This is a genomic window from Pedobacter polysacchareus, assembly GCF_019802255.1.
GTDB classification, from domain to species: domain Bacteria; phylum Bacteroidota; class Bacteroidia; order Sphingobacteriales; family Sphingobacteriaceae; genus Pedobacter; species Pedobacter polysacchareus.
Genome location: NZ_JAHYSS010000006.1, coordinates 556,415 through 580,777 on the forward strand (window position 1 = coordinate 556,415; position 24,363 = coordinate 580,777).

Genomic DNA, 24,363 nt, shown 5'->3' on the forward strand with positions numbered 1-24,363 from the left:
TTCGTTTGATTCTTGATTTAGATAAACAAGAATAATCATGATATATCCAATCATTCATTATATCTATATATTAAGACATATAGATACATAGACATACATTCATAAAAAAGCCGTTCTTCTTTTCAGAAAACGGCTTTTAAACTTACGAGCCAGTCTTCGATAGTGGTGTATTGAGCTTAGACTCGATCACATCTAAGACTACTTTATCACTAATCACATACAAATACAGTCTATAACTCATTGGATACTCAGGAATGGTCACTTTAACACTTACTCCATTGCCAATGGCTGTCATTGATATTGGCTTATTAAAGCGATCCACTTTAGCCAGCTTCCATTCAAAATTTAAGTGCGCTGCCCCATCTGCTAATGTCCATTGGTTGTTATTTTTAAGAATGACATGATAATCAAGCTGCTTTCCAGGAAAAGTTCCCAATGCCGGCTTCAGGATCTTGACAGCAGGTTTCTTTGCTGGCAAGGGGCCTTTGTTCCAGGCATAAAAAAGTTCAGTAAATGCCAACTTCTTTCTGCCTTGTTCATCTTTTATTCCATCCAGTGTGACCTGGTTTGTTCTTTTCTCATCTTGCCAGTTTGAGATAAATGTACCAGCCTGCTTATCCTTAAGACTATTGTAAGACGAAAATGCAATGTCACTGTAAAAGTATGGCACTTGTAAATCCTTCAATAACTCTGGAACTACCGAAATAGGACTAACTACAAGACCGTATAAATCAATTTCAGGAACCACCTTTCTATACCTTTCAATTGTAGAATTCATGTTCTGCGAAAGTTCAATATCCACACTAACTGGTCTTTTAGGATCTATTTTCTTGATATTAATGACTAGCTTTTTAAGCCAAAACAGATAGGCATCCTGTTGGTATATTAATTCTGGTTTATAATAGTAGATATCGAGTTTCTGCAGCACCGCATTTCCTATATTCCAGGATTTGATACTTTCTTCATTTTTCAAGGCCTGAATAGAGGCTAGAATTTTATCGCTCAGCAAATTAAGCCCTTTAGCATCGGCTACAAAATTAAGTTCATCATTCACCCAATATCCATAATGGATGTTCATATTTGTTTTTTTAGCCAGTTTCAATACATTGCCATCATAAATATCCGGCCCATATCGCTTAATCGTATTGATCCCAATCTGCTTCATCTCCTCAAAATCAGCAATCATATCAGACATGGTCAATGTTTCATAGTTATTTGTCCAATCCTGTCCTCGATTATAGTTTATTCCTTTTATCGATTCAAATAGCTGAGGGTAATTTGTATTGGACGAATCCACTCGTGTGCTACTGCTTGTGTTTGTTAATAAAGGAGGAGTCTTGGCCAATGGCTTATGATCGAGGTTCTTACGATAGGCTTTCAACAGTAACTTCATTTCCCCGGTTTGCTGTATGCTCCAGTTCAACACACCTTCCTTTTCGCCTATTGGCACATTTTTATCATAGCCTGAATCAAAAAACAGAAAGCCCTTAATTTCCGGGAAATTACTTTTTGATTTGAAAGCTAATTTAAACCATTCTGCCTGTCGGCCGGCAGATACCAATGAACCCATTTCCGCCAACATCACTGGCAATCCAGAACGAAAAATCGGATTTTGGTGAAAAGGCCTATATAAATCCTCCATGGACTGCCATCCGGCTGATGAATTTAGTTGACCATAATTCAGGTTTGTAACTCCTATCCAGTCTACATATTCCCTTCCTGGAAAATAAGCATCAATGGTTTCTGATTTCCATGGATTCCAGACCCAAATCACGTTGTAAACCTCATTTTTTGAAAAGTACTGATGTATATATTTCCAAGCTGTCTTATATTCATCTGGCGTATTGTGACCAACCGGGGACCAGGGATAAGATGGGTTGTCCATTTCATGGGCAAACCTTACATAAATCGGTCTATTTAATGCTTTAATCTCCTCTGAGAATTTTTTAAGGTAAGCATCATAATCTCCATTAATGATGTTCTTAAAGACTTTCAGGTCTCGAAAACCCGCTCCATTCCTCTTATTTTGAACGAACAAATTCTGCCACGGTTCCCAGGTTACCATAGGAATGGAGCCATTGTAGTAGATCGAATCTATAGTTTGTTGAGGGAGGTAACATTGCGATTGATCTCCCCAGGGAACATAAACTGAAACCAGGTCAAAATGAGTATTAAATGCATGTTGACGCTCCTTCACTTTTTTTAGTGAAGATATTCCATTGCCATTTCCAGGTGCAAATATTCCAGTAAGAAAATAATCCATTTTATGATTTAAAACCGGCAAACCCACATTTGTTTCCGCACCGGAATTTGCAAAATAAAGTACTGAAGAACAAAGCACGAGTGTAATCATCAATGCGTTACTGCGTACTCCTGCGTAAATTCGCCTTCTTAAAAACCAGAATTTGATTTTTAATTGTTTAAGCCCATTCATAAAACCATTCACACGAGCATGCCCAGCCTTATATGCCCTGAATTGCTGCTGTCTGCTGGCAGCAATATTGAAACACATAATCAAACTATTTAAACCAGCAAAACCTGCCATAATGATATTATAGGGATTCCAATCATAATATAAGCCGTAAACAATTGCAGCCAAAGACAAAATAAGTACGATGAGATTGGGGACATTTAATGGCCAATTATTCGCTTCATTACCATCTTTAGGGGTTGGAACATAAGGTACTTTTTTTCCAACAATAGTATAAGCCAATCCTAAAATGAAGATCCACCAGGTACCGATCATCAATAGTCCACCCACTACATGAAAACCACGTTCTTCGTCTTCCATGACCCACAATTGCACGAAATGCCGAATTAAAAGTGTCATGGTTACCAATGGTAGTATCGTGAGTCCAAAAGTAGTCATGCTCATTTTGATAGGGCTTACATCAAAAAACAAAGAAACTATAGGGATCAGGAAGTTAATCAAATAAATGACCCCAGAGAAATAATGCAGGGGGATGACTGCATAATGCAACTTTTGCTGCCAGGTAAAGCCTTTAAAAAGTTTCGGATAGGCGGTGACTAATAGATCGAAAACACCCCTGGACCATTTTAGCTGCTGCTTATAGTAAGCGGATAAAGTGGAGGGAACCAAACCTCTAGCCAATACACGAGGCACATAGACGGACTTCCATCCTTTAGAATGGAGCTTCATGGCCGTATGCATATCTTCTGCAAGACCCGCAGCATGACCGCCGATAGACTCCAGTGCTGTGCGTCTGAAAGTACAGTTGGCACCAATGGCAAGAACGGTTCCATATTTGTTCATTGTCATCATCATCGGTCCATAGAACTGATAAGTTTGCTGTGCAGCACCTTTAGCAATCAGGTTTTCATCGTTATTACTGTAGGCCTGTACAATTTGAACAAAGCCAATTCCAGGATCATTAAAATGCGTGACAATAGGATCCAGAAAATTGGGCATAGGAACATGATCCGGGTCTAAAACTACACAAAGCTCGCCAGACGATAAACTTAAAGCATTGTTTATATTTCCCGCTTTTGCGTTGATCTTCTTTGTTCGGGTTACATGATGAATTCCGTGTTCGTCGCAGAAATTCTTCAAATAGGGATCATTTGCTTCGTCGCATAAATAGGTTTCATGAGGATAAGTGATGGCTTTAATTGCGATCAGCGTCTCTTCAATCATTTCATAGGGTTCGCCTGCACAAAATGTAGTGAAGATATCTACCGTATAAATCCTGGTGGTTTCAGGTGTTTTTGGAATGGTAATAAAGAAATAATGGATCCATTCATGAATCGTTTTAAGACTCATAAAAATGAATGTCGTGAGCAGCAGTCCATACAATAATGGAGCGCCAACAATGGACGGATTCAACATGTTACGCAGAAAGTAAACAATGCAAATTAGTCCGGCAACAATCATCAGTCTGAGCGTAAACCGCTCTTTTCTTGTTGGGGGAGAGGGGATTTCAACTGCTTTCATTTATCAGTTACAACATAAAAAGGTGTATTGCAGGTAGAGAAGTTTCCATGGTCATCATAAATCGTAGCAAAAACCCGATATGGACCTTCTGACACAGGTGCTACAAAATTATACGCTAAAAGTTGATCTGCTTTGATTTGTGACATTAAAGGCTGGAGCTTTTTATCATTATGAAGGTTGTTTTTTTTATACCAATCTTCAGGATACACCTCCCATTTTACATATTTAATTTTATACGGATTCAACAGGAGTACCTTAGCTGAAAAAGTTTGTCCGGCCGACAAAAGGATGTTATCCCTTGCGCCCCGCTCATTTAAGAGCATGTATTTCACCTGAGGGAATGGAAATTCCAGATGTTTGCCTGTCCACAAGTATTTCATGGCATCAACAACCTGTGATTTCCCATTATGTTCATCAAACATGCTAAACCAGGATTGGGTTCCCTCCTGTTTATTACCCCAGAAAAATGCAAAGGCGCCTAAAAACCCAGCATCTTCCCTGGGCATATAATTTATAAAACGATCCTGATACAGCTCCGCCTTCTTGGTACTGGTATCCTCAATATAAGCGCCCCATGCTGTTTGTACTGTTCCTTCCCAAGGGCCATCAATTCCCCATTCCGTGACCATAAATGGACCATTCCAAAACCAGGAAACACTTTTAAGGTCATCACGCAGGTAGGTTATTCTACCAAAAATATTAAATGAAATAAGGTCGATATTACAGCGTGTAATGAGATTAAAAATGTATTTCTTATTGAAATTTAAGAGGGTTGTGGTAATGGGATGATCCGGATCATCCTGATGAATCATGTCAGTAAGCTGGTTAAAAGCTTTATAGAAACTATGGTAGGATAGTTTAAAGGGGAAATCGAGCTCATTACCTATACACCACATCAATATTGAGGGATGGTTTTTATACTGATTTACGATGGATTTAAATGCCCGGTACTGACGCGCTACTTTTGCGGAATCCGCATAAAAACTGGTATAATCACTATTAAAGATTGGCAATCCCACGATTACCGCTAAATGATGAGCTTTGGCACTATCCAGAATCACAGACAAACGGGTGGTATCCCAAATCCTAATCGTATTCCCACCCATTTCCTTTAAAGTATGAAAGTGGGCATCACCAGCGACCCCTTTGATCGAATAAGGTTTGCCATCTTTATACAATTTATAATTGCCATCGATTTCTTTTATCTGTACTTTTTTTGGAGTAGCATCTTTCGGCTGATGACAACCTAAAAAAAATAATACCATCAACAAGCTTAAAACGCTAAACTTAATAAAGGGATTCTTTCTATCAAAAATTGACATACCTAATGATTAATTAGGTGAATGTAATCAATAACTCCCAATTTAATATCCTACAACCTTCGGTTCTCAGTACAGCTCTGCTTTACAACCACATAATATTCGTGACCAATTAACAAATCATTTTTCCTGATACAACATTTATAGAAAGCTGCACCTCCATTAAGAGGTGCAGCCATGTTTTAGGTAAAAAAAGAAAATAGATTTGTTCAAATTTCAGGTGTCTTTCTGGAGGCATGGTATGGAATCCATGCGCTCAACAATATGAGCGTTGCAATCACCGCCACCATCACTGTTCCTTTGGCCGTAAAAGCACAAAGTATATACAACATGAGGGCAATAAAGCCCAATGAAAATGAGATGACCTGCAATCCAAACTTATTTTGCCTTTTGATTTCTGCGGCTTCTTTTTCGTCAATGACAATCACCTTTGCGTCTCTTACTGCTTTACGCAGCTGCAAATCCAGGTATTCAGTACTCACCTTACCTTTTGCAGCAGCATATATTTCATAGGCCAATAACAGGGCAAAAGGCAGCAATACGCCCAGCAGCATTTCATTTGCGCGGCTTAGCTTGTCATCTGTCAGCAGCGGCAGTACGATCTTAAATATGAGGTTTACTGCCAAACTGATCATGGTAATGAAAATAGTCGCCTTACCTGTGATTCGTTTCGAGAACAAAGCCCAGATTGGCGGCGCCAGTAAAGGACCACCAGTGATGGCACCAACACTTAATGTAAATTCTACAATTCCACCGATATAAGGCACAATCAGTGCAATCAAAATCATTCCGAAACCAAAGCACCAGGAAGAGGTACGAGCTACCTTCATTAATTTATCATCAGATGCTCCTGGATTGATCGTTCCTTTATAAACATCATTGGTAAACACTGCGGAAACTACGTTTAAGGCTGTGTTTGCAGAAGCTGAAGTAGAAAAATACATTCCCGTTAAGATCAAGCCCATGAGCCCTGCCGGAAGTACTTGCTTACACACCATTAAATAAGCGTTTTCAGTTTCCAGCCCGGTTAATCCAGGATTAATGGTTTGATAGATCATCGGAGGCAGCATCCATAAAACCGGACTGACAATGTACAATCCAGCAAAAAGGAAGGCTACTTTAGACGCAGATTTTGGGGTATCCACGCTCGTGTACCGTTGTACAAAAGTCCAGTTTCCGCCAATATAAAAGATGTGATAAAGGGCAAAGGCAGCAATGAAACCCCAGGTATATTCTCCGTTTACAGCTTCAAAAAAGTGATCAGGAACCTTGGAAACAAAGGCATGTACTCCGCCGGCTTCTGTAAAGGCCAATGGAATGATCAGCAATACTGCGGTGGTTAATATCACAAACTGCAAAATATCGGTCACCATTACTGCCCATAAACCACCCACGGCGGTATAGGCAATCATAAATATCCCCAGCACCAATGTGACTGGGATCAGTGGAAATTCCAGTGAGGAACCCACCAATTTAGAGACAGAATACAATACTGAGCCCTTAATGAACAGGGATACCAGCATGAAAATATAGATGAAACTCTTCTGCACATTCTCCCCTAGCCTATCCTTTATAAATTCGGCCGCGGTCAGGTTCCCTGTAGCTTTCCATTTAGGGGCAATGTATAATCCGGTTACTAAACCGCCAATACACATCGTCCACTGAATGGTTACTGCTACCCAGCCGTATTTGTAGGCAATGGATCCCCAGGCCACAAAAGTACCGGCTGAGAAGAAACTCATAAACAGCGATAAACCTCCAATAAACCAGGGTACAGCCTCACCACCTGCAAAAAAAGATTTTAGGTTTCTGCCTGTACGTGAAAACAGTAAACCTATAATCATAATGAATACTGAAAATACAACGATAACTGTGGTGTCTATTATGGAGTTCATATAGTTTGTTTAAAATTATAAATTCTTCACTGTTTTTGCGGCAACACTTCTTAAATAGGCGGCAAAATCAGCGGGAACTTCTTTTGGCTGATATTTTAATTTTTCCGGCGACACCTTAAATAAAATGGCGTACCAGATTAAAGAACCCAGGTATCTTCCGGCTTCATTGGCATGGTTAGGATCGAATACCAATGCATTGTCTTTCCAATAATAGCCCATATTCAATGAATTGGTCTGAATGGGCAGGTTTGGTGCAACCGCATGGTCAGCATCAAATTTTATATCTTTTGTAAAGCGAAATTCCGGCCCCGAAGCAACTGTGTTAAAGGCATCTCCCACAGGAATGATTCCTGTGTTCAATTGCCTGGCTATTGCATGGTAGGCAGCCCTGGATTTCTGCCACATTTCCTGCTGATTTTTAGCGGGCTGCTCAGGAGCTACGCGCCCAAATTTCTTTGCATCCGAACGGTATGCCCAGCTTTGATGTAAAAGAATTTTTGCATTTGGCTGCAGTGACTTAATGTAGTCGTAAAGCTTTTGAGCATAAGGGCTATAGCTTTCCAGATCTGCCGATAAATAAGAAAACTGCTGCATGGTGACCACATCCCAGGTCCCTTCCGCTAAAAGCATGCGCAGTGATTTACCGTTATATGGCTTGCCTTTCGGGTCTTCAGGATTGGCTTCTGCAGCTGCTGCATATTCCCAATGCTGCTGTAGGGAGCAACCGCCAAGTTCTGCTCTGCCAACCTCCAATTGCTGGTTGTTTTCCTTTGCAAAATTCGGCAGGTAGGCTGTTGCATTTTTGGAGAAGCTGTTGCCAATAATAAACAATCGCAATGTTTTCTCTGCAGCTTGTCCGAATGAAACATGGCTGATCAGCAGCAAGCAGAGCAATAAGGTGTTTTTTAGGTATTTCATCTGTATATGTTCTAGTTTAAAAATTCATTATTTATCATTATTTCCGATTATTTATCATTATTTCCAAATAGCACCTCTACTTGAAGGACCTCTTTACTGCCCTTACTTTTCAATTTTAAGCTGATAGATGCTGGCTTTTCCGGGTCAATCCGACTGAAAGACCATTCAAAAGGATAACCCACGCGTTTCACAATACTGGCTGAATCCTCATTCAATTCCATCTCCGCCTCTGCTCCTGCTAAAGGTGCGGTGCTCAGGTACGCATAAATAGAATCCCAGCCAAAGGGCGAACGAATCCGAAAAGCGTGAAGCTTGCCCCAGGGAGCGCCTATATTTATTTCCTGCATCCCATTTTTAACTGGAGGAATTACTTTTTCAGCTATCGGTTTTGCTAGTGGGAATGAATAAGCCCTTAGCCCTTTTCCTGCAATCACCGCCTTCATTTTCTTTCCGGTAAGCGCTATATTTTCTGGTTTGGCAGCGGCACCATTATAAAATTTAACGCCGGTATTTTTAACCGACAACTGATCCAGGTCCAGGCCAATTTCTAACTGCTGTTCCTGCGGTGCCTCATTTAACAAGACCAGCCAGAAACGATCATCAGAAATTCCTGTAATGTAATTAATCGCAGGATTATCAATCGTCACCAAGCCTTTCTTTAGCCAAAGTTTTACGCGATTATCGTCAAAAATAGTTCCTTTTCCCGCACCATAAATCCGGTTATTAAACCAAACAAAACCCTCTTGCTTTCCCCATGGGAAAGTGATATTACCTTTAGACCTTTGAATGGCTTCTGTAACCAGAAAATCAAGGGTAAAGGCCAGGTGCGGCGAGATATGATGGTAATAGATCGAGTTGACATCCGGTCCTTTGTAAGGATAATCTGCCCGGTAAGTAAGGTCGGTAAAACCGGTTGCATAGTAACCTGGATAGTTAGAAAAACGGCCTATAATAGAGTTCCTCGCGTAAATCTCAAAAATATCCTTGTTGCTTTCTGCAGAAAGGCGCAGTAGATGCGGTGCCCAGGTAGACATAAAGATATGACGTACATTTTTATTGGGAAGGAAGAAAGTAATGGGCTGTTCCAGGCCCAATCCTACAGGGGAGATCAGCGATTCAGGAACTTCTTTCTCGGTTATATCTCCTGGGATACGGGGAAACCCTAAACGGAATTTCTTTCCATCTTTCCACCACAAATTTGTATTGCCCTCATAATTACCTCCTTCATGGATCAGCTGAGGTTTATTTTGAACAAAAGGATAGGAACGGATCCCTGCCATGGTAAAAAATGAGGAATATTTAGCGGCCTCCAGAAAGACCTTGTCTTTATTGAGCTCATACAGGTCCATCAAATCCCACCAATATGGATAAAATGAGGTATTGTAAAATGGCTGTGCAGTCAGTAACTGCGTCTTTTGGCCATAAACTTCTTTTTGTACAAATTCCTTTGCATGCAATACTGCTTTATCGAGCCATTGATTGTCTTTTGTGAGTCGGTAGGCTGCTAATTCCTGCGTCCATGCCGGAAGATTTACGCTATAGCCAGACAGTTTTCTGGGTTGCTGATCTGGCATCCCTACCTGTACCAGCCAGGGGTTCTTTTGTTCTAACAGCTGGTTCAGTGCATCAAAATAAGCGGTATTAAACTGTACGTTTTTATAAGGATCCAACACCAATGATTCTTCTTTCAGGTTGTATGGTGCACCTGCAGCTTTAGCCCATCTGAATGCGCTCCTTGATAAAGTATATTCGATGGTTGGCAAAGCACGGCTGAGGTAAAGTGCTTCATCCCGGCCCATAATCGCTGCAGAAATCACTGCCAATGGGGCAGATTGTGCTACTGTTGGTGCTATTTTTGGATCGGCTTCGATATCATAAAAGCCTTTCAATTCTGGGTTCCAGCCTGAAGCATCGTCATTCTTGATCAGGTCGATCATGTTAAATGCAGCATTAGTGAGGGAGCTGGAATCCTGAGCACGGTAATCTTTGACCTGATAAATCGCATTCGAAATATATTCTAATGCGCCATTCCAGTTGTCTGGTACTGCGCCAAGGTTGAATGTTCTTTTTAAAGGTTGTCCAGCCAGAAGTTTGGAATCATCCAGCCCTAAGACTGGTGCGAATGCTACCGGCTGCACCTTATTGAATGCATTTTTAAGGGAGAAACCGATTCTGGAGGTATTGTCTTTTCCCCAGTCTAATGGAAAATCATTTAGTGAGCCTGTTACAAAGAAACTCAGTTGCTTGTTATTTTGACCAAGCTCCACGATGGCCAGTGGCTGTGGCGTCATCGCTCCTGGAACCATTATCCGCTCTGCGGGCAAACGTTTATAATTAAACATTGGAGGAAGCTGTACATTTTTCACCTCCTGCTCAGAAACATCCTGGAATGCTGACAGCACAAAACTGTAATAGCCTGCGTCTTTGGCTACATACGTTAAACTCAGCTCATAATGGGAGGCTCCGGGTTTAAGTTTCCAGACGCCTTTCACCTCCTGACCTTTATCGGTCAGATACGTTACCCAGAGTTCTTCCGGGGAAACCTGCTTTACAGCGGAGGGCAGACATGCGGAAAGTTCTCCGGCCAGGAAAGGATTTTTGGCCGCATTCTGGTCCATCGGATGATAGGTCTTTCCTTTTACCACGAACTCGGTTAAGCTCTGAGCATTCTTCCATGAGGTAAAGTAAGCACCAAATTCTACTTTAGCTTTTTTGGCAGTCAGCAGGAATATCCGGTGTTCCTCTACCTGCGCTTTTAATGTGGTCCAACGTTTATCCTGAAAGATAGCCGTAGTAGCAGCGATCTGTTGTTTCCCCGTTTTATCATTTATTACTTCTTCAAAACTCAGCTTCAATTTATCATTAGACAGCGAAGCGAGCGTATTTGCCTTTTTTGTAAAGGCGATGGGTTCGGAAATCGGTAACACCGCTGGCCTTTCTTTCACCAGACTTGGTTTTAAGGCATAACCAGCAAGGGCAATGCTTTCCTTATTCGGATTAAAAGCCTCCTCAGTGGTCAGCAAAATGGCATCACAGCGTACAAAATACTTACTGGTATTTTTTAACCTTAACACATTTTCTCCGGCATCAAGATCCGCGCGGCCTACTTTTTCCCAGGCATAACCTTCTCCGATATGATGGCCGGATTCCTGGCTCATGTCCTGTTCATTTACCGATAAAAGAAATCTTCTCGTTCCCGGCTTTTGGTCTGCATAGGCTCTGGATCTGGTCCAGATGAAAAAGCTGCCTTTTGTTTTTAGGCTGATCACAGTGAGTGCATCAGGAATCGACTCTTTCGAAGCCGCCGAATATAAGGCACCTTTTCCGGAGACATTTGTTCCTGCTTCTTTACTAAATACCCAGCCTGCAGGAAACTGGAAGTCTTCAACTTCAATAAAATAAGTATTTTGCCCATATATTTTACCAGAGGCAAAGACACAGCAGCTGAATACCAAACACAATATTATCTTTTTCAATAGCATAGTTCTATTACTTTTAAGCTAAAGGGGGCCAGTTCAATGTTTAGGGAATTGGAATTGCCGGACAGTAAGCTGCGCTTACCATCTTTATCGATCAGCGCAAGTTGTTTTGATACCGCCACTGAATGACCTGGAATTTTTCTGGGGTTAAGCTGTACCTGTGTGTTCAGCTTTTGATCTGAATTGTTCATGAGTACCACAAAACACTTACGTTGATCAGCATTCAATGCCGTTACATACTCCAGGTATGGACTTTCGGCCTTAACTAGTCCTTGTTCTAAAATTAAGGAAGCAGCTGTACCATACACTTTGCCTGCTGCAAAGCCATAAGTTTGATGCGGACCAACTTTAGGCGTAATAAAACCTCGTGGAAATGAAATCTGTCCCTCTGAGCGAAGGTCTGCTTCTGAAATCAAGTAATCCATGATCCAGCCAATCTGCCACCAGGCATGGTGAGGAAATGGGCCTGCTCCTTTATCCATTGCATCCCAATAATAAGAAGCAACGCCTGTTTTTTGATCTACAAAAGCATCTCTGCCCCATGCTGCAGCCCTGGACATCGTTAGAAACAGGGAGTCTTTGGTGATGGAGAACATCCGGAGGAACATTCCCGCGTGGCTAGCCAGTAGAATTGGTCCATGGTGGTTTGCAGATCCAAGTATCCCGCCATGCTCAAAACTTAATCCGGCCTGACTGATTTCCCAATCTGCTCTTTTCACTCCATTGACCAGTTTTTCCTGTGCAGAAGGAATGGGATGTGTGTAGACAGATGCGGTATAAATTTTAGCCGCAGCGATTGCGGCATTTTGATATTTCGGGTCTTTAGTGACTTCGTAAAGATCTAATAAGGCTTGTACGCTCTGTGCCGTTGCAAAATCAGGTGCGAACCTGGTGTCACCGCAAACACCGATAAATGCGCCATTATTGATCGCCTGTGCGATGTACCAATCGGCCCCTTTTTTGGCCGCATGTAGATACTTTTCATCTCCTAATAATTTGTAAGCGATGAACAAGCCATAAAATGTAGGCCTTAGGTCTAAAATATCTTTAAACATGGCCTCATTTGTTTTATTGTCGTAAGCCACTTCCCAGCTTCCATCAGGTTTCATCCAGGACCATAATTTCTCAGCGGCTAGTTTTAATTCCGCACGCAATTTCGCATCATCAGGGCTGAACAAGAGCATGTTTCCAATGTCCATCATCAGGTAATAGGTGCTCCCGATAGGTTCTGTATATGGCCCCCACTCTTCTGTAAATTTCTTACTGTTTTGTAAGAAATATTGTCCTTCGGAAGCGCCATAGAAGAAATCTTTTTCGGAATGCTGCTGTGCGATTTTGAAGTTTCGGGCATAAGGAAGGCGGTTATTGATCAGCTTTTGATTACTGGTTAACTTCGCGAGCATCCACATCGCTCCATAATCTGAATTTTTGATTGCATCTTTTTCGGAGCCATATACTCCACCCAGGTATTTCTGTGCACCGATCTCCATATTTTTATAGGGAGACAGTTGCCACATAGAAAGGCTATCGTCAGTCACATATTTTGTCATTTTAAATACGCGATCCGTAAGGGAAGTTGCTGTCTTTTTCAGCGCCAGCACCTCTTTAAACTGATATATGTCATTCGCAGCATGTTTCATAACTGTAAACCAATCCTCCGCCATGATGGTATAGCGGAAAGAAAAGCTGACTGATTCATTTTTTGCCAGATAAGAATTGGCTTGTCCCAGCACCGGGTGATATACGGTTGGCATCATATTGCCCTTTCTGTTCAATACTGACAACCCAAGGTTCCAGGTTCCTTGCGTTTTGGTATCAGATGCCCAGGGATCTCGTCCTGTCCCTGGCTCTGGAATAACCGCTAAGGTGATGTTTTGACTGTTTTGAACTAAAGGTGAAAGGGTGGATGCGGTGCGCTCCCTCACCATCACTGGCACATCCGGAATCCCCTGCCCATAGGCATAAGCATTAACGAAATTGGCATTTAATTGATTCCCTTGAAAGACGCCTGGAACGGTTGCCCATTTGAAATTGTTTTTATCAAACAAGGCCAGTTCTGGTGAAGCAATCGAATAATACCCTGGTTTTTTCGCTGTTAATTTCAGCGTCACTTTCAGGTCGTTTGGATGCTGTGCATCAAACTCCCAGGAAGAGCTGAGGGAGAACTGATCAAGTTCCTTCTGAAATATCAGTTGATCAGGGGTTTCTTTTTTCCTATCGGGATAAAAACCAAAGGCTTTTCCGGCTTTATTCATTTGGACCAAAGATGTGCCTTGCTTCCATATTGGTATGATGTAACGGTAAATAGATTCCGGAAAATCAAGCCCCTTATCTGTACCTCTGCTCTCCTGTAGAGATGAGCTATCCGCAGCATACAGGACAGAAAACTCCCCGGATGGTTTTGCTGACAGCTTTATCCATGATCCTTTATTGAGGACTGATATCTTATTCAGGTGATATCCTTTCGCCGAATTTACCCATTCTAAATTCAACTGTCCATTGGCCATGGAAGGCCCTTTAGACATTGATGGTACTTTAGACTGTGCGAAAACGAAATATGGGAAAAGACATATCAGTCCTATTAATCTACCAACCATTATTTTGTTTTATAAGTTTATTCACGGTTAATTCTGTTGTAGGTATTGGGAAGAACACATCTCTATCCGTCGTGTTGTTGCCAGCATTCGCTGCATATTTATAGGTGGAAGGTGCTGTTGCCGTAATGTTTTTACCTAAGTCATTCATCGTTTTTACATAAATATCCCAGCGGATCAGGTCGTGTTTGCGGATTCCTTCGAAACACAATTCCCTTGCGCGTTCATCTTGCAGCGTTGCTAAGAACTGGGTTTTACCTAAACCTGCTGGAATATCGCAAATGGCATTTGCAGTGCCCAGTGGTTTATTAAAGGCCCTTCTTCTCACTTTATTGATCGCATCGTAAGCGGCTGGTGTTGGTCCTCCATTAACTTCATTTTCAGCCTCTGCTTTCATCAATAAGACATCTGAATACCGGATCACCGGAAAATTAGTGGAGGTAAAACTCCTTGCTTTGGATCCGTTTTCGTACTCTCTTCTCCATTTTCCAGGGTTTCGGTCGTAAATTTGTTTATCGGTAAAATTAGACTTTAGGGTACTGCCGGCAGTCGTTACAAAGCGATATGGCGCGATGCTCCAGTTTCTCCTCGCGGTATCTGCGGTACCAAAAAGCTCATACAGTTTAGCGGTGATCTTCATCGCGCCTCCGGAATAACCGATGGCCTCACTTGGACATTCAATTCCGTTTTCAACGCCCATGGATCCGGCAAGGTCTACCGTTCCTACTTTATTGCCATACATGCCAATTTCCCAGATACATTCTTTCTTTTCATTGATGTCCTGAGTATGGTTGATAAAAATCTGTTTGTAATTCGGGTTAAGCGCGTGTTTGTTCGATAAGATCACCTTATCTGCGTATTCCAAAGCATCTTTATAGCGGGCTACATCCTTTAAAGGTGCGCCTGCCATCTTTAGAAAAACCCTTGCCAATATCGCCTGCACCCCAGTTTTGGAGATGCGCTCATTGTAAGAGAAGTAGTCAATATCGTTCACCAGTTTTTCTGCCTCCTGCATGTCCTTTACGATTGAAGCATATACTTCTGGTAGAGGGGCACGTGGCAGATAAGGATCATTTGGCGATTTGGTGGAACTCAATTTCAAAGGAACGGGACCAAAAAGATCTGCGAGCAGGTAATAGTAATAACCACGTAAAAACAAGGTTTCTCCTTTGATGGCATCGCGCTGCGTTTTATCCATATTCACCTGATCTACCTGTTCCAACAACAAGTTTGCACGGTTCACACCTTCATATAGTACTTCCCAAAGCCTTCCTATATCCAGATGGCTGGCATCCATCACCATGACACGGATGTTGTTGATTGAAATTCCTTTAAAAAACGCTTCATCACTCACTACAAAATAGCTGAATAATCCACGGCCATACACGCGTCCATTAGGGTCAATCAATCTATTATATACTCCATTCAGGCCGTTTTTCAGGTCTTCTTCTGTGTTAAAATAAGTATCTGGCGTTACAAAATCAGGATCTTTATTCAACAGTTTGGAGCAGGAAAGCATCATGATGCCCATCAGCAGTATTAATATTTTCGTTTTCATACCTCTATGTTTTTTTAGGATAGTTCATTCCTATCACTGATTAAAGATTTAAAAATTAGCATTCAATCCGATCGCGATTGTCCGCGGTCTCGGATATGGCGACCAGTCAAATCCAGGAGTCAAGGCCGTATGTCTGGTTGACACCTCTGGATCCAAACCGGAATATTTGGTCCAGGTGATCAGATTTTGAGCGGACAGGGAGAACCTCAGACTTTTCATTTTCAAGGTCTTTAACACTGAAGCAGGTAACCTGTAGCCAATAGACACCGTTTTTAATCGGATGTAAGAGCCATCTTCGATGGTACGCGAAGAATAATAAGCAGGGCCTTGTCCACCGATCCGGTATAAATCATTGGTTTGATTTTCAGGGGTCCATCTGTTCGCAAAAGAGGCAAACATATTCAAGAGGTTTCTTTGTGTAGGATCTCCACCTTCAAACTCTATACGGTTGGCATTTAAGATGTCATTGCCATAGCTCCATTGAAAGAAAATATTCAGGTCGAAATTACCATAGCTGAAATCGTTGCTAAAGCCACCGATATGAACTGGGTTAGGATCTCCAATCACCGTACGGTCGTTGTCGTCGATCTGGCCGTCATTATTCAGGTCTTTAAATTTGATATCGCCAGGAAGGATATTGGCACGCGGATTTCCATTGTTCGGTACATTGGCTTTCAATACATAAGTACCATTTGGCTGCACATCAAAATCGCTATACTGGTATACCCCATCGAACCTCATCCCATAAAACTGGGCAATAGGTTTTCCAGGAACGGCGATATACGGGAAAGCATTGTTAAAATTTCCCCAGGTTACCCTCGAAAGCAGGTTTGGTTCATCGTCGTTCAGTGCCAGCACTTTGTTTCGGTTAAATGCGATGTTGAAATTGGAATTCCAGGAGAACATTTTCCCTTTAATATTATTTGTATTGATGCTCAGCTCGATGCCACTATTGGATACTTTTCCTACATTTTTAAATGCGGTTAAGAAACCCATACTTGGTGGCAGGGTGGCATTCAGCAGGAGGTCACGTGTTTTCTTGTGGTAATAATCCGCTGTTACTGCAACTCTGTTTTTAAAGAAACTCAGGTCGAGCCCAATATTAGACTGTACGGTAGTTTCCCATTTCAATTTTGTATTTCCAAGATTTACTGGTACGATTCCTTTCCCCGGAACATTTCCAGTTGAATATCCGGATGAGGGCAACATTTTCAAGGCAGTAAGGGCGGCATAGTCATCCACACGGTTGTTGCCGGTATGTCCATACCCTATTCTCAATTTCCCATCACTTAAAAAGCGGAGTTCTTTCATAAATGATTCGTCGCTGAAGCGCCATGCAAAGGCTCCGGAAGGGAAAGATGCCCATCTGTTGTCTTTAGGAAATCTTGACGATCCATCCGTACGGAAGGAAACGGTGATGAGATATTTTGATTTATAATTGTAATCTATTCTTCCCAGATAGGATAGCAAACCGTTCCTTAGGTCTGAAGTTGGTGCGACTATAATCTGGCCCTCACCTATTCCTTTCATACCCAAGGACTCATTAGGAATTTGAATAGAAGAAAAACCATTTGAGTAACTTCTAACGTCCTGCATGGTTAAGCCAGCAAGTACTTTTAAGGAATGTCCTCCTTTAAATTTGGTCTGATAGGTCAGCGTATTTTCATTCAAAAAGTTGGTGTTATCGATATTATTTACCGCCCCATTCACCTTGTTATTGTTGTTTGGATTTCCAAGGCGGGAGGATGAATTATTGAAAATTTCCTGTCTGATGTTTGCCTTGTTCATTCCTCCGGTAATTCGCAGGGAAAGGTTTTTCAATACTTTATAATCTAAATAGGAATTGATTGCCAATGTACTATTGAAGACTGGCTTATATTCGTTTTGTGCCGCCAGTCGCGGGTTGATCCGGTAATCAGCAGTCATGTTCAAATCCGGATCATACAGCTCATCGATCATATTGTCGTCGAAATCAACATTTCCGGTTACCGGACGGTATCCCCAGGCGCTGTACATTAAACTGGCAGTAGGACTGGTTTGTGATTCGGCGACTACTGTTCCAAATTTCTTTGAGGATACATAGTTGAGGTTTACGCCGACTTTCAGTTTTTTATTGATGTTCTGATCCAGTACAATACGTCCTTGATACCGTTTAAAACCGCTATTAATAATAATTCCCGGTTGGTCTAACAGTGATCCGGAGATTGCATATCTAGTTTGCTCAGTTCCTCCGCGCAGAGAAAGGCTATGGTTCTGCACATAGGCGTTTCGGAAAATTTCGTCCTGCCAGTTTATGCCTTTGCGATCCCTATAGCTTTCCAGCGTTTGCCCGTCTTTAAGATAGATAGGGCCATAGAGATCAGGGTTTAATTCCAGCTGGTATTTCACAAACTCATAAGGGCTCAATACCTCTTGTTTTTTGATGATAGAATTCATGCCTGCCCAGCCATCATAATTGATTTGCGGCGCGCCGACTTTCCCTTTTTTTGTAGTGATCAATACGACTCCATTTGCACCACGGGCGCCATATATGGCAGTTGCAGAAGCATCTTTCAATACTTCAATGGACTCAATTTCTTCATTATTGATGCTATTCGCTGCTGAAGCTTCCATCGGAAAACCATCAATTACGTATAAAGGTGCATTATCCTGTGTCACAGAATTGGCTCCCCTAACGATGATATTCAGTTCATTTCCTGGCTGGCCATCAGTTGAAGAAACCTGAACTCCGGCAACTCTACCTGCTAAAGCCTCGGTAAAAGTCCCCACAGGTGCTTTGCTCATGTCTTTGATATTGGCTGAACCGACAGAGCCGGTCAGGTCGCCCTTAGTGGTGCTCCCGTATCCAATCACAATCACTTCATTCAATCCTTTAAGATCTTCCTCCAGCTTCACATTGTAGATACTTCCTGCGGCCAGGGGCAGCTCCTTTGTCAGGAAGCCGATATAGGAGAATACCAGCGTTCCTTTCCCTCCGGGAACGTTAATCTTATAGCTACCTTCAGTACCGGAGGAAACTACTGTTTTTGTCTCTTTTAACTGGACGCTAACACCGATAAGCGGTTTTCCTTCGGCATCGGATACTTTTCCGGTAATCAATTTGACCGGTAAACTTGACTGTCCGTAGAGCAATTGCTGGGACATACAGAGGACTATGGATAGCAATAGCCATGTTCCAAAAATCGGGTAAATTTTTCTCATGCAATAGTTTATATTTGGTTATTTGGTTCAGGATCATTAGATCCAGGGTTTTATCTTCCCCGGATCTTGTGGCGGTTTGTGCCGAAAATAGCAAAACAAGGTTACCTAAATGATAACAAATGCGTTGCTTTGGTTAATAAAACTTAACTATAACAACGGATTGCAAATAATGCAGCTGGAATTTCCGCTGATGGGTGTTCAAACTTTAGGGTCAATTCATTGGTTATCAGAGTCTTTGGCAATTCGATAACATTGATAGATTGGTAATTGTCTTTTTTAACGAAGAGCTCCTTCCCATTCCCATCTGTTATGGTATAATTTCTAATACAGAAGGGCATTGTTCTTTCTGGATGCGTCATCAACACAGATTCCATCGGATGATCGTAATCTGTATCAAAACAAAGCTCTATTCTCTTAATGCTGGTTTGGTCCTTCCACTTTAAAGAGAGTTCCGGATTTTGATCAGTGATGGAGGACACCCAGGCATTTGGTTCATTTACGGGTCTGCCGATTCCATTTTTCAGCTGTTCCACTATAAAAGGATTTAATGGCGGGTTTATTTTCAGGGCAATATTATGGCCTTCAGGTCTGCGCTGCGGGCACCAGAACTCAAATTCATCCACACCGATATCTTCCGTTGGTTTTTGGCTGCCAAAATTTGAGACTGCTTTATTTACGGAGTTGAAAACTGATAAAACGCCTGTGATCCGGGTATTGGAAAATCCGAGTTTAACTCCTGGATTCTTCCTGAAACAAAGGTATATATAGGCGTTTTCGTTTAGCTTGGCACCAAAATTAGTGTTCAATACCTGGGAACCGGTTTTCAGTGGGATCTGCTGAATTTCCAATAGTTCATCAGGACTAAAGTTTCCTGATTTAGAGCTGATCCTGAGTTCCACCTGCAGGGTAGTTTCTTCTGATGATTCTACTGTGAAAGTAAAAGAAGGAACTTTTCCGGCTTGTAAAGGAACCATTTGTGCGGCGGAAATATCGAGGTTTTTCATGAAATCAAAAGGGATTTCCTCCAGGTTCATTTCGCTGGAAGCGGTAATCGTTGCCGATTGTGCGAGATCTGCTGCATCTGTAAGGGCCATGCCTGGAATGTGCTGACCGCTTTTCATTAATTCCAGCTGCAGGGATTTCATGATTTCTTTTTCGTTCAGTTCTTTTGGCTGGAGGCCATTTTTCTTTGCAATGAATGCTGCCATCCCTACTGCTTGTCCAAGGTATGCTCCTGTGGCCATTACCCTTGAAGAGGCGAATGCCACATGGCTTGCGCTGATAATCCTGCCAGTCAGAAATAGGTTTTTGATGTTTCTGCTGTAAAGGCATCTGTATGGGATTTGATAAATACCTTTACTATGCCATTGGTTACATCCTGGTTTATTGCTAAACACGCCATCTGCCGGATGCAGGTCGATAGACCAGCCTCCAAATCCGATGGCATCTTCATGCTGGTGCTGCGCCACGATGTCCTGCTGATTGAGCATATAATCTCCTTCAAATCTTCTGCTTTCTCTTTTTCCAGGGATACTGCCCACCCATTCCAAGGTCATGGTTTCCGCTTCCGGAAATTCTCCTGAGTTTTTGATGTAGTTCCAAACGCCGTACACCACTTTCCAGAGTTCCTGTTTGATATTTTCACTTTCGTGAACGGTGTCCATGCGGCCGCCATATTCCAGCCACCAGAGTTTACACCCAAACTCCTTGGCATTAAAACTTTTGAACCTTGGAATTTTCGTGATGTCGGCTAAGGCAAATGTAGGGGCGATATATTTGACAGGCTTGCCTGTATCTTTGCTATAAAAATAAATGCTGTGTCCAAGCAGTTCTCCGTATTCCTTTTCAGGGGCGAACTTCTCTCCGAATTCTTCTTTATTCTCTGCGCCCATTCTAAACGCAGCACCGGCTAAAAAGCCTAGAATCCCATCGCCAGAGGCGTCACAAAACAGATTGGCAGTTAAGATATATTCCGTTGAATTCTGACTGCAAAAACATTTCACAGATGAAATTTCATCAGCATCAGATTTTTCGAGGTCGTATACAGCTGTATTTAAAAGCAGTTTAATATTTGGTTCCTGGTAGATTTTATCCAGCAAGACGGTGTCAAAAATAACAGGATTACCTTCGGGATTCCGCTGCATGTTTTCTATTAAGATTTCATCAACTACTCCTCCTTCTCTGGCCCAGCGGTTATTATTTCCCATGTGAGATGTTGCACCAAGGATCCACAGCCGAACTTCAGAGGAGGAGTTTCCTCCTAAAACCGGTCTATCCTGAACAAGCACCACATTGAGGCCTTTTCTTGCGGCGGTGATGGCACAGCATACCCCAGATAACCCTCCTCCAACAACGACCAGGTCGTACCCGGCAGATACTGATTTAACAGCTCTTTTATTTTGAGATTCTTCCCTTATCATTTAGAAATATATTTGGTATTGGATCCAAATGTATTCGGTACATCCTAATTAAGTACTGAAAATGAAGGCAAAATAAATTGGGAGCGCTCCCAATTTTAGGGATCGCTCCCATGAAACATAATTTATGATATATTTGATTTGCATGAAAAATCATCAGATCACCATATTTGACCTGGCCCGGGAGCTGAACATCTCTAAATCAACGGTATCCAGGGTATTGACCGGACATCCGAACGTACATCCTGATACCAGGAAACGGGTTTTGGATTTGGCGGAAAAATTAGATTACCAGCGCAATATGATTGCCATACAATTGGCAACACAGCAGAGTCGGACGATTGGGATCATCATTCCTGAGATTTTGAGTTCTTATTTTCCCTATGTCATTGCCGCTATTCAGGAGGAAGCGCATAATGAAGGGTATAATGTCATTATTAGCCAATCTAATGAATCTTATGAGACGGAAGTGAGAAATGCTAAAGTCATGCTGGATAACCGCGTGGACGGCGTGATTGTCTCTATTACTAAAGAAACACTGAACTACGATCATTTGAAAGTGTTTCAAAAGAAAGGAATTCCAATTGTATTTTTTAACCGGGTATGCAATGAGATGGTGGTACCAAAGGTGATTGTTGACGATTACGAGGGTGCTTTTAGTGCCGTAGAACACTTGATCTTGTCGGGAAGGAAAAGAATTGCTCACCTATCTGGGCCCGCTTCTTTGGCGATCAGCGTAAAAAGATTAAATGGTTATTTGGCGGCATTAAAGAAACACAACATTCCAGCAGATCCGGAGCTGATCATCTCCTATGATTTTAGTAAGGAAAAGATAGCCATTTATGTGAACCATTTGATTAACCTTGAAAATCCGCCTGATGCGATCTTTGCCATCAATGACCCTACCGCGATTGATACGATCCAGATCATTAAAAAGAACAATTTAAGGGTCCCTGAAGACATCGCCGTTGTTGGCTTTAGCGACGACTATGTTTCTGCACTGATTGAACCGCCGCTGACCACAGTTGCCCAGCCAGTGAAAGAGATTGGGATCACGGCTGCGCAGCTGTTGTTCGATCAGATTAAGAAAGATTCTTCGCAATGGAAAACGCCGGTTAAGGTGCTCAAAACGAAATTAATCATCAGAAAATCTTCTTAAGATCAAAGCGGAAAAAATAAGTATGATCAGATTTGATAAACTACTTTATGGGCTTCCCATAATGCAGGAATTTCCAGTTTGCGGATCAATTTATTTAACACAGGGACTGGAACCACACCCTCTCTATTTTTATTTTGATCATGCAAACACTGATAGGGCACTTCTATATAGACTATGCTGATTTTAGCTTTGTAAGTAAGAAACAGGTCGATCAGCTGCATCCGCATCTGACTGGTGGTGTTGGTTGCATTCCAAACAAAAGATTCCTTTTTTCGCAAATACACTCTTGCCTGCTCCTTTGCTTCCTGTATTATCCGTCCATTCCCAGATTTATCCGTAGGCAATATTCCCCTCTTCACCCGTAGGTCATCTAATGAAATGATTGGCCAATCCTTGTAATGCTTTTTCACATGGGTATCCTTTCCTGCCCCTGGCAAACCGCACATCAAAATCACTTCTGCTGTGGGCGTTTCAAAGGGAACGTAATCCAGGTAAGCATCATCATTTGTCATGTAGTACATTTGTGCCTGATCTGACTCAAACTGCCTGTGGCTTCCCCAGCACTCCTTTTCTTTGCAGTATTCTTCAAAACAATCGATACGGTATAACATTTCTTCCTGATCCTCGCAAATACGCCCTAGCATATCCGCTTTTGCCAGCAAGCATAACCACTGTAAATTAACCTCCATGCTTGCTTTGACCATTGCTTTTAAGGGATCTGGTTTTTCAAACAACCAGATTGGTAAGCCATGATACTTGACTAAGCCCACAATTTGTTCGCGAATCGCAAAAGGTGCCGGTTCATTAACATACAACAGCTGTCTGGCAAACTGTGCTCCTTTTCGCGCATGTCCTTTTGAGGTAATGCTGCCATCATTTTCATGAATTGTAGTGCTGTATTTTTCTACATCATGCAGCAAAGCCGCAGCCCACAAAATTTCCTGATCCTGGGCAGAAAGCTGCTTAAAAGCGGGTTCATTCTGCAGCGCTTCTAATACCATCTGCGTATGAATAGCAACATCGCCCTCGGCATGATAACGAGGATCCTGTGGAACACCCTTCATTCTATATACCCAGTCAAAACGTTTTTCAAGTTCTGCCCATTGTTTGTTTTTACTAAAACTCCACATGACCACCTCCTTCATTTATTAGTGATGCGCGTTTCCAGTTCTTTATCCAATGTTCATTTGTTTTAACATGTCCTTTCCGCACATATTTAAATACATTTTGAGCAAAAGCGTTTACCTCGTAACCATTAGCATTCCGACTAACCACTCCTTCCATTGTTGTTTTTACTTCGTCTTGAACATCGTAAGGATTAAAGGTACCTGAACCATTCACCAATGCCAGCATCTCTTTTTCAAACTGCTGTTGATTTGCTGGTTTATGCTCTATTTTGAGGACTGGAACCGTGGGCAAATCTAGTAGACTGGCATAAAACACCGTCTCTTCCCAGCTTAGCCAGCGTTCCCGTTCTCGAATACCAAACACATAAAAATGATGCTCCAAATTACGGTATTCTATAGAATGGATTGCATACAGGTTTTCCATGAAGAACTCCAGCTCTCCAAGATCACGCTTAACGAGCTGCCAAAAACGACGGAGACTTTCTGTCCAGCGTGAGGTGGTTGGCGCTGCATGTGACCGGGCAAATACGCCATATTTGGATAGACAGTTATTCTCTCCATCCAATTTTTCAGTATGTATCAGTGTCGGTATTTGTTGTAAATATTTCCAATAATCGTGCTGTATCCGATCGTCGCTAGTTGTTCCCGGCGAAAACGGATAATGAAAAGTACGACCATATTTTTGTGAAATAGCCATATTGTAATCAATAAAATTTTAAAAAAGTAATTACTCCCTCCCCTGAT

The 24,363-nt window shown here is 42.0% G+C and carries 12 protein-coding genes; 1 reads left to right on the top strand and 11 read right to left on the bottom strand.

The genetic code is table 11. The annotated features are described in order from the left end of the window. Positions 1–142: 142 nt before the first annotated feature. The 9 genes from K7X70_RS19840 to K7X70_RS19880 all read right to left on the bottom strand — a co-directional run bounded on the left by K7X70_RS19840 (position 143) and on the right by K7X70_RS19880 (position 21,336). A complete protein-coding gene (locus K7X70_RS19840; protein WP_222538704.1) occupies positions 143–3,952 on the bottom strand; it encodes a glycosyltransferase in 3,810 nt (1,269 codons plus the stop codon). Further along, the gene (locus tag K7X70_RS19845; protein WP_222538705.1) at positions 3,949–5,217 is read right to left on the bottom strand and encodes a glycoside hydrolase family 2 TIM barrel-domain containing protein; all 1,269 of its coding nucleotides are present in this window, start codon (positions 5,215–5,217) and stop codon (positions 3,949–3,951) included. The genes K7X70_RS19840 and K7X70_RS19845 overlap by 4 nt, the downstream gene beginning before the upstream one ends. Before the next feature lie 263 nt (positions 5,218–5,480). Then, positions 5,481–7,166, bottom strand: coding sequence for a sodium:solute symporter family protein (locus K7X70_RS19850; protein ID WP_255607444.1), 1,686 nt, complete (start codon positions 7,164–7,166; stop codon positions 5,481–5,483). 15 nt (positions 7,167–7,181) lie between these two features. Continuing rightward, positions 7,182–8,084 carry a DUF4886 domain-containing protein gene (locus K7X70_RS19855; RefSeq protein ID WP_222538706.1) on the bottom strand — a complete coding sequence of 301 codons (903 nt, stop codon included), beginning with the start codon at positions 8,082–8,084 and terminating at the stop codon, positions 7,182–7,184. Between the two features lie 47 nt (positions 8,085–8,131). Continuing rightward, entirely contained in the window at positions 8,132–11,566 is a 3,435-nt protein-coding gene (locus K7X70_RS19860) for a hypothetical protein (protein WP_438268967.1), read from the bottom strand. Next, positions 11,557–14,160 carry a glycoside hydrolase family protein gene (locus tag K7X70_RS19865; protein ID WP_255607445.1) on the bottom strand — a complete coding sequence of 868 codons (2,604 nt, stop codon included), beginning with the start codon at positions 14,158–14,160 and terminating at the stop codon, positions 11,557–11,559. The genes K7X70_RS19860 and K7X70_RS19865 overlap by 10 nt, the downstream gene beginning before the upstream one ends. Continuing rightward, positions 14,150–15,715 (bottom strand): RagB/SusD family nutrient uptake outer membrane protein, encoded by a 1,566-nt coding sequence (locus K7X70_RS19870; protein ID WP_222538708.1) that lies wholly within the window; start codon positions 15,713–15,715, stop codon positions 14,150–14,152. Before K7X70_RS19870 ends, K7X70_RS19865 begins: the two co-directional genes overlap by 11 nt. A gap of 48 nt (positions 15,716–15,763) precedes the next feature. After that, positions 15,764–18,916 carry a SusC/RagA family TonB-linked outer membrane protein gene (locus tag K7X70_RS19875; protein ID WP_222538709.1) on the bottom strand — a complete coding sequence of 1,051 codons (3,153 nt, stop codon included), beginning with the start codon at positions 18,914–18,916 and terminating at the stop codon, positions 15,764–15,766. A 143-nt stretch (positions 18,917–19,059) separates the two neighbouring features. Further along, entirely contained in the window at positions 19,060–21,336 is a 2,277-nt protein-coding gene (locus K7X70_RS19880; protein WP_222538710.1) for an FAD-dependent oxidoreductase, read from the bottom strand. A 142-nt stretch (positions 21,337–21,478) separates the two neighbouring features. Between K7X70_RS19880 and K7X70_RS19885 the strand changes: the two genes are divergently transcribed. Beyond that, a complete protein-coding gene (locus tag K7X70_RS19885; RefSeq protein WP_222538711.1) occupies positions 21,479–22,492 on the top strand; it encodes a LacI family DNA-binding transcriptional regulator in 1,014 nt (337 codons plus the stop codon). A 26-nt stretch (positions 22,493–22,518) separates the two neighbouring features. Here the strand turns inward: K7X70_RS19885 and K7X70_RS19890 are convergent, their stop codons facing one another. After that, complete coding sequence (locus tag K7X70_RS19890) at positions 22,519–23,637, bottom strand: AAA family ATPase (RefSeq protein WP_255607447.1); 1,119 nt, start codon at positions 23,635–23,637, stop codon at positions 22,519–22,521. After that, positions 23,609–24,316 carry an RNA ligase family protein gene (locus tag K7X70_RS19895; protein ID WP_222538712.1) on the bottom strand — a complete coding sequence of 236 codons (708 nt, stop codon included), beginning with the start codon at positions 24,314–24,316 and terminating at the stop codon, positions 23,609–23,611. Before K7X70_RS19895 ends, K7X70_RS19890 begins: the two co-directional genes overlap by 29 nt. Positions 24,317–24,363 lie beyond the last annotated feature (47 nt).

What these genes read in the sequence shown, in the direction of transcription:
- K7X70_RS19875 (WP_222538709.1), bottom strand. Translation starts at nt 18,916, where the DNA reads ATGAGAAAAATTTACCCGATTTTTGGAACATGGCTATTGCTATCCATA.
- K7X70_RS19870 (WP_222538708.1), bottom strand. Translation starts at nt 15,715, where the DNA reads ATGAAAACGAAAATATTAATACTGCTGATGGGCATCATGATGCTTTCC.
- K7X70_RS19840 (WP_222538704.1), bottom strand. Translation starts at nt 3,952, where the DNA reads ATGAAAGCAGTTGAAATCCCCTCTCCCCCAACAAGAAAAGAGCGGTTT.
- K7X70_RS19855 (WP_222538706.1), bottom strand. Translation starts at nt 8,084, where the DNA reads ATGAAATACCTAAAAAACACCTTATTGCTCTGCTTGCTGCTGATCAGC.
- K7X70_RS19895 (WP_222538712.1), bottom strand. Translation starts at nt 24,316, where the DNA reads ATGGCTATTTCACAAAAATATGGTCGTACTTTTCATTATCCGTTTTCG.
- K7X70_RS19850 (WP_255607444.1), bottom strand. Translation starts at nt 7,166, where the DNA reads ATGAACTCCATAATAGACACCACAGTTATCGTTGTATTTTCAGTATTC.
- K7X70_RS19865 (WP_255607445.1), bottom strand. Translation starts at nt 14,160, where the DNA reads ATGGTTGGTAGATTAATAGGACTGATATGTCTTTTCCCATATTTCGTT.
- K7X70_RS19880 (WP_222538710.1), bottom strand. Translation starts at nt 21,336, where the DNA reads ATGATAAGGGAAGAATCTCAAAATAAAAGAGCTGTTAAATCAGTATCT.
- K7X70_RS19860 (WP_438268967.1), bottom strand. Translation starts at nt 11,566, where the DNA reads ATGCTATTGAAAAAGATAATATTGTGTTTGGTATTCAGCTGCTGTGTC.
- K7X70_RS19845 (WP_222538705.1), bottom strand. Translation starts at nt 5,217, where the DNA reads ATGGTATTATTTTTTTTAGGTTGTCATCAGCCGAAAGATGCTACTCCA.
- K7X70_RS19890 (WP_255607447.1), bottom strand. Translation starts at nt 23,637, where the DNA reads ATGAAGGAGGTGGTCATGTGGAGTTTTAGTAAAAACAAACAATGGGCA.
- K7X70_RS19885 (WP_222538711.1), top strand. Translation starts at nt 21,479, where the DNA reads ATGAAAAATCATCAGATCACCATATTTGACCTGGCCCGGGAGCTGAAC.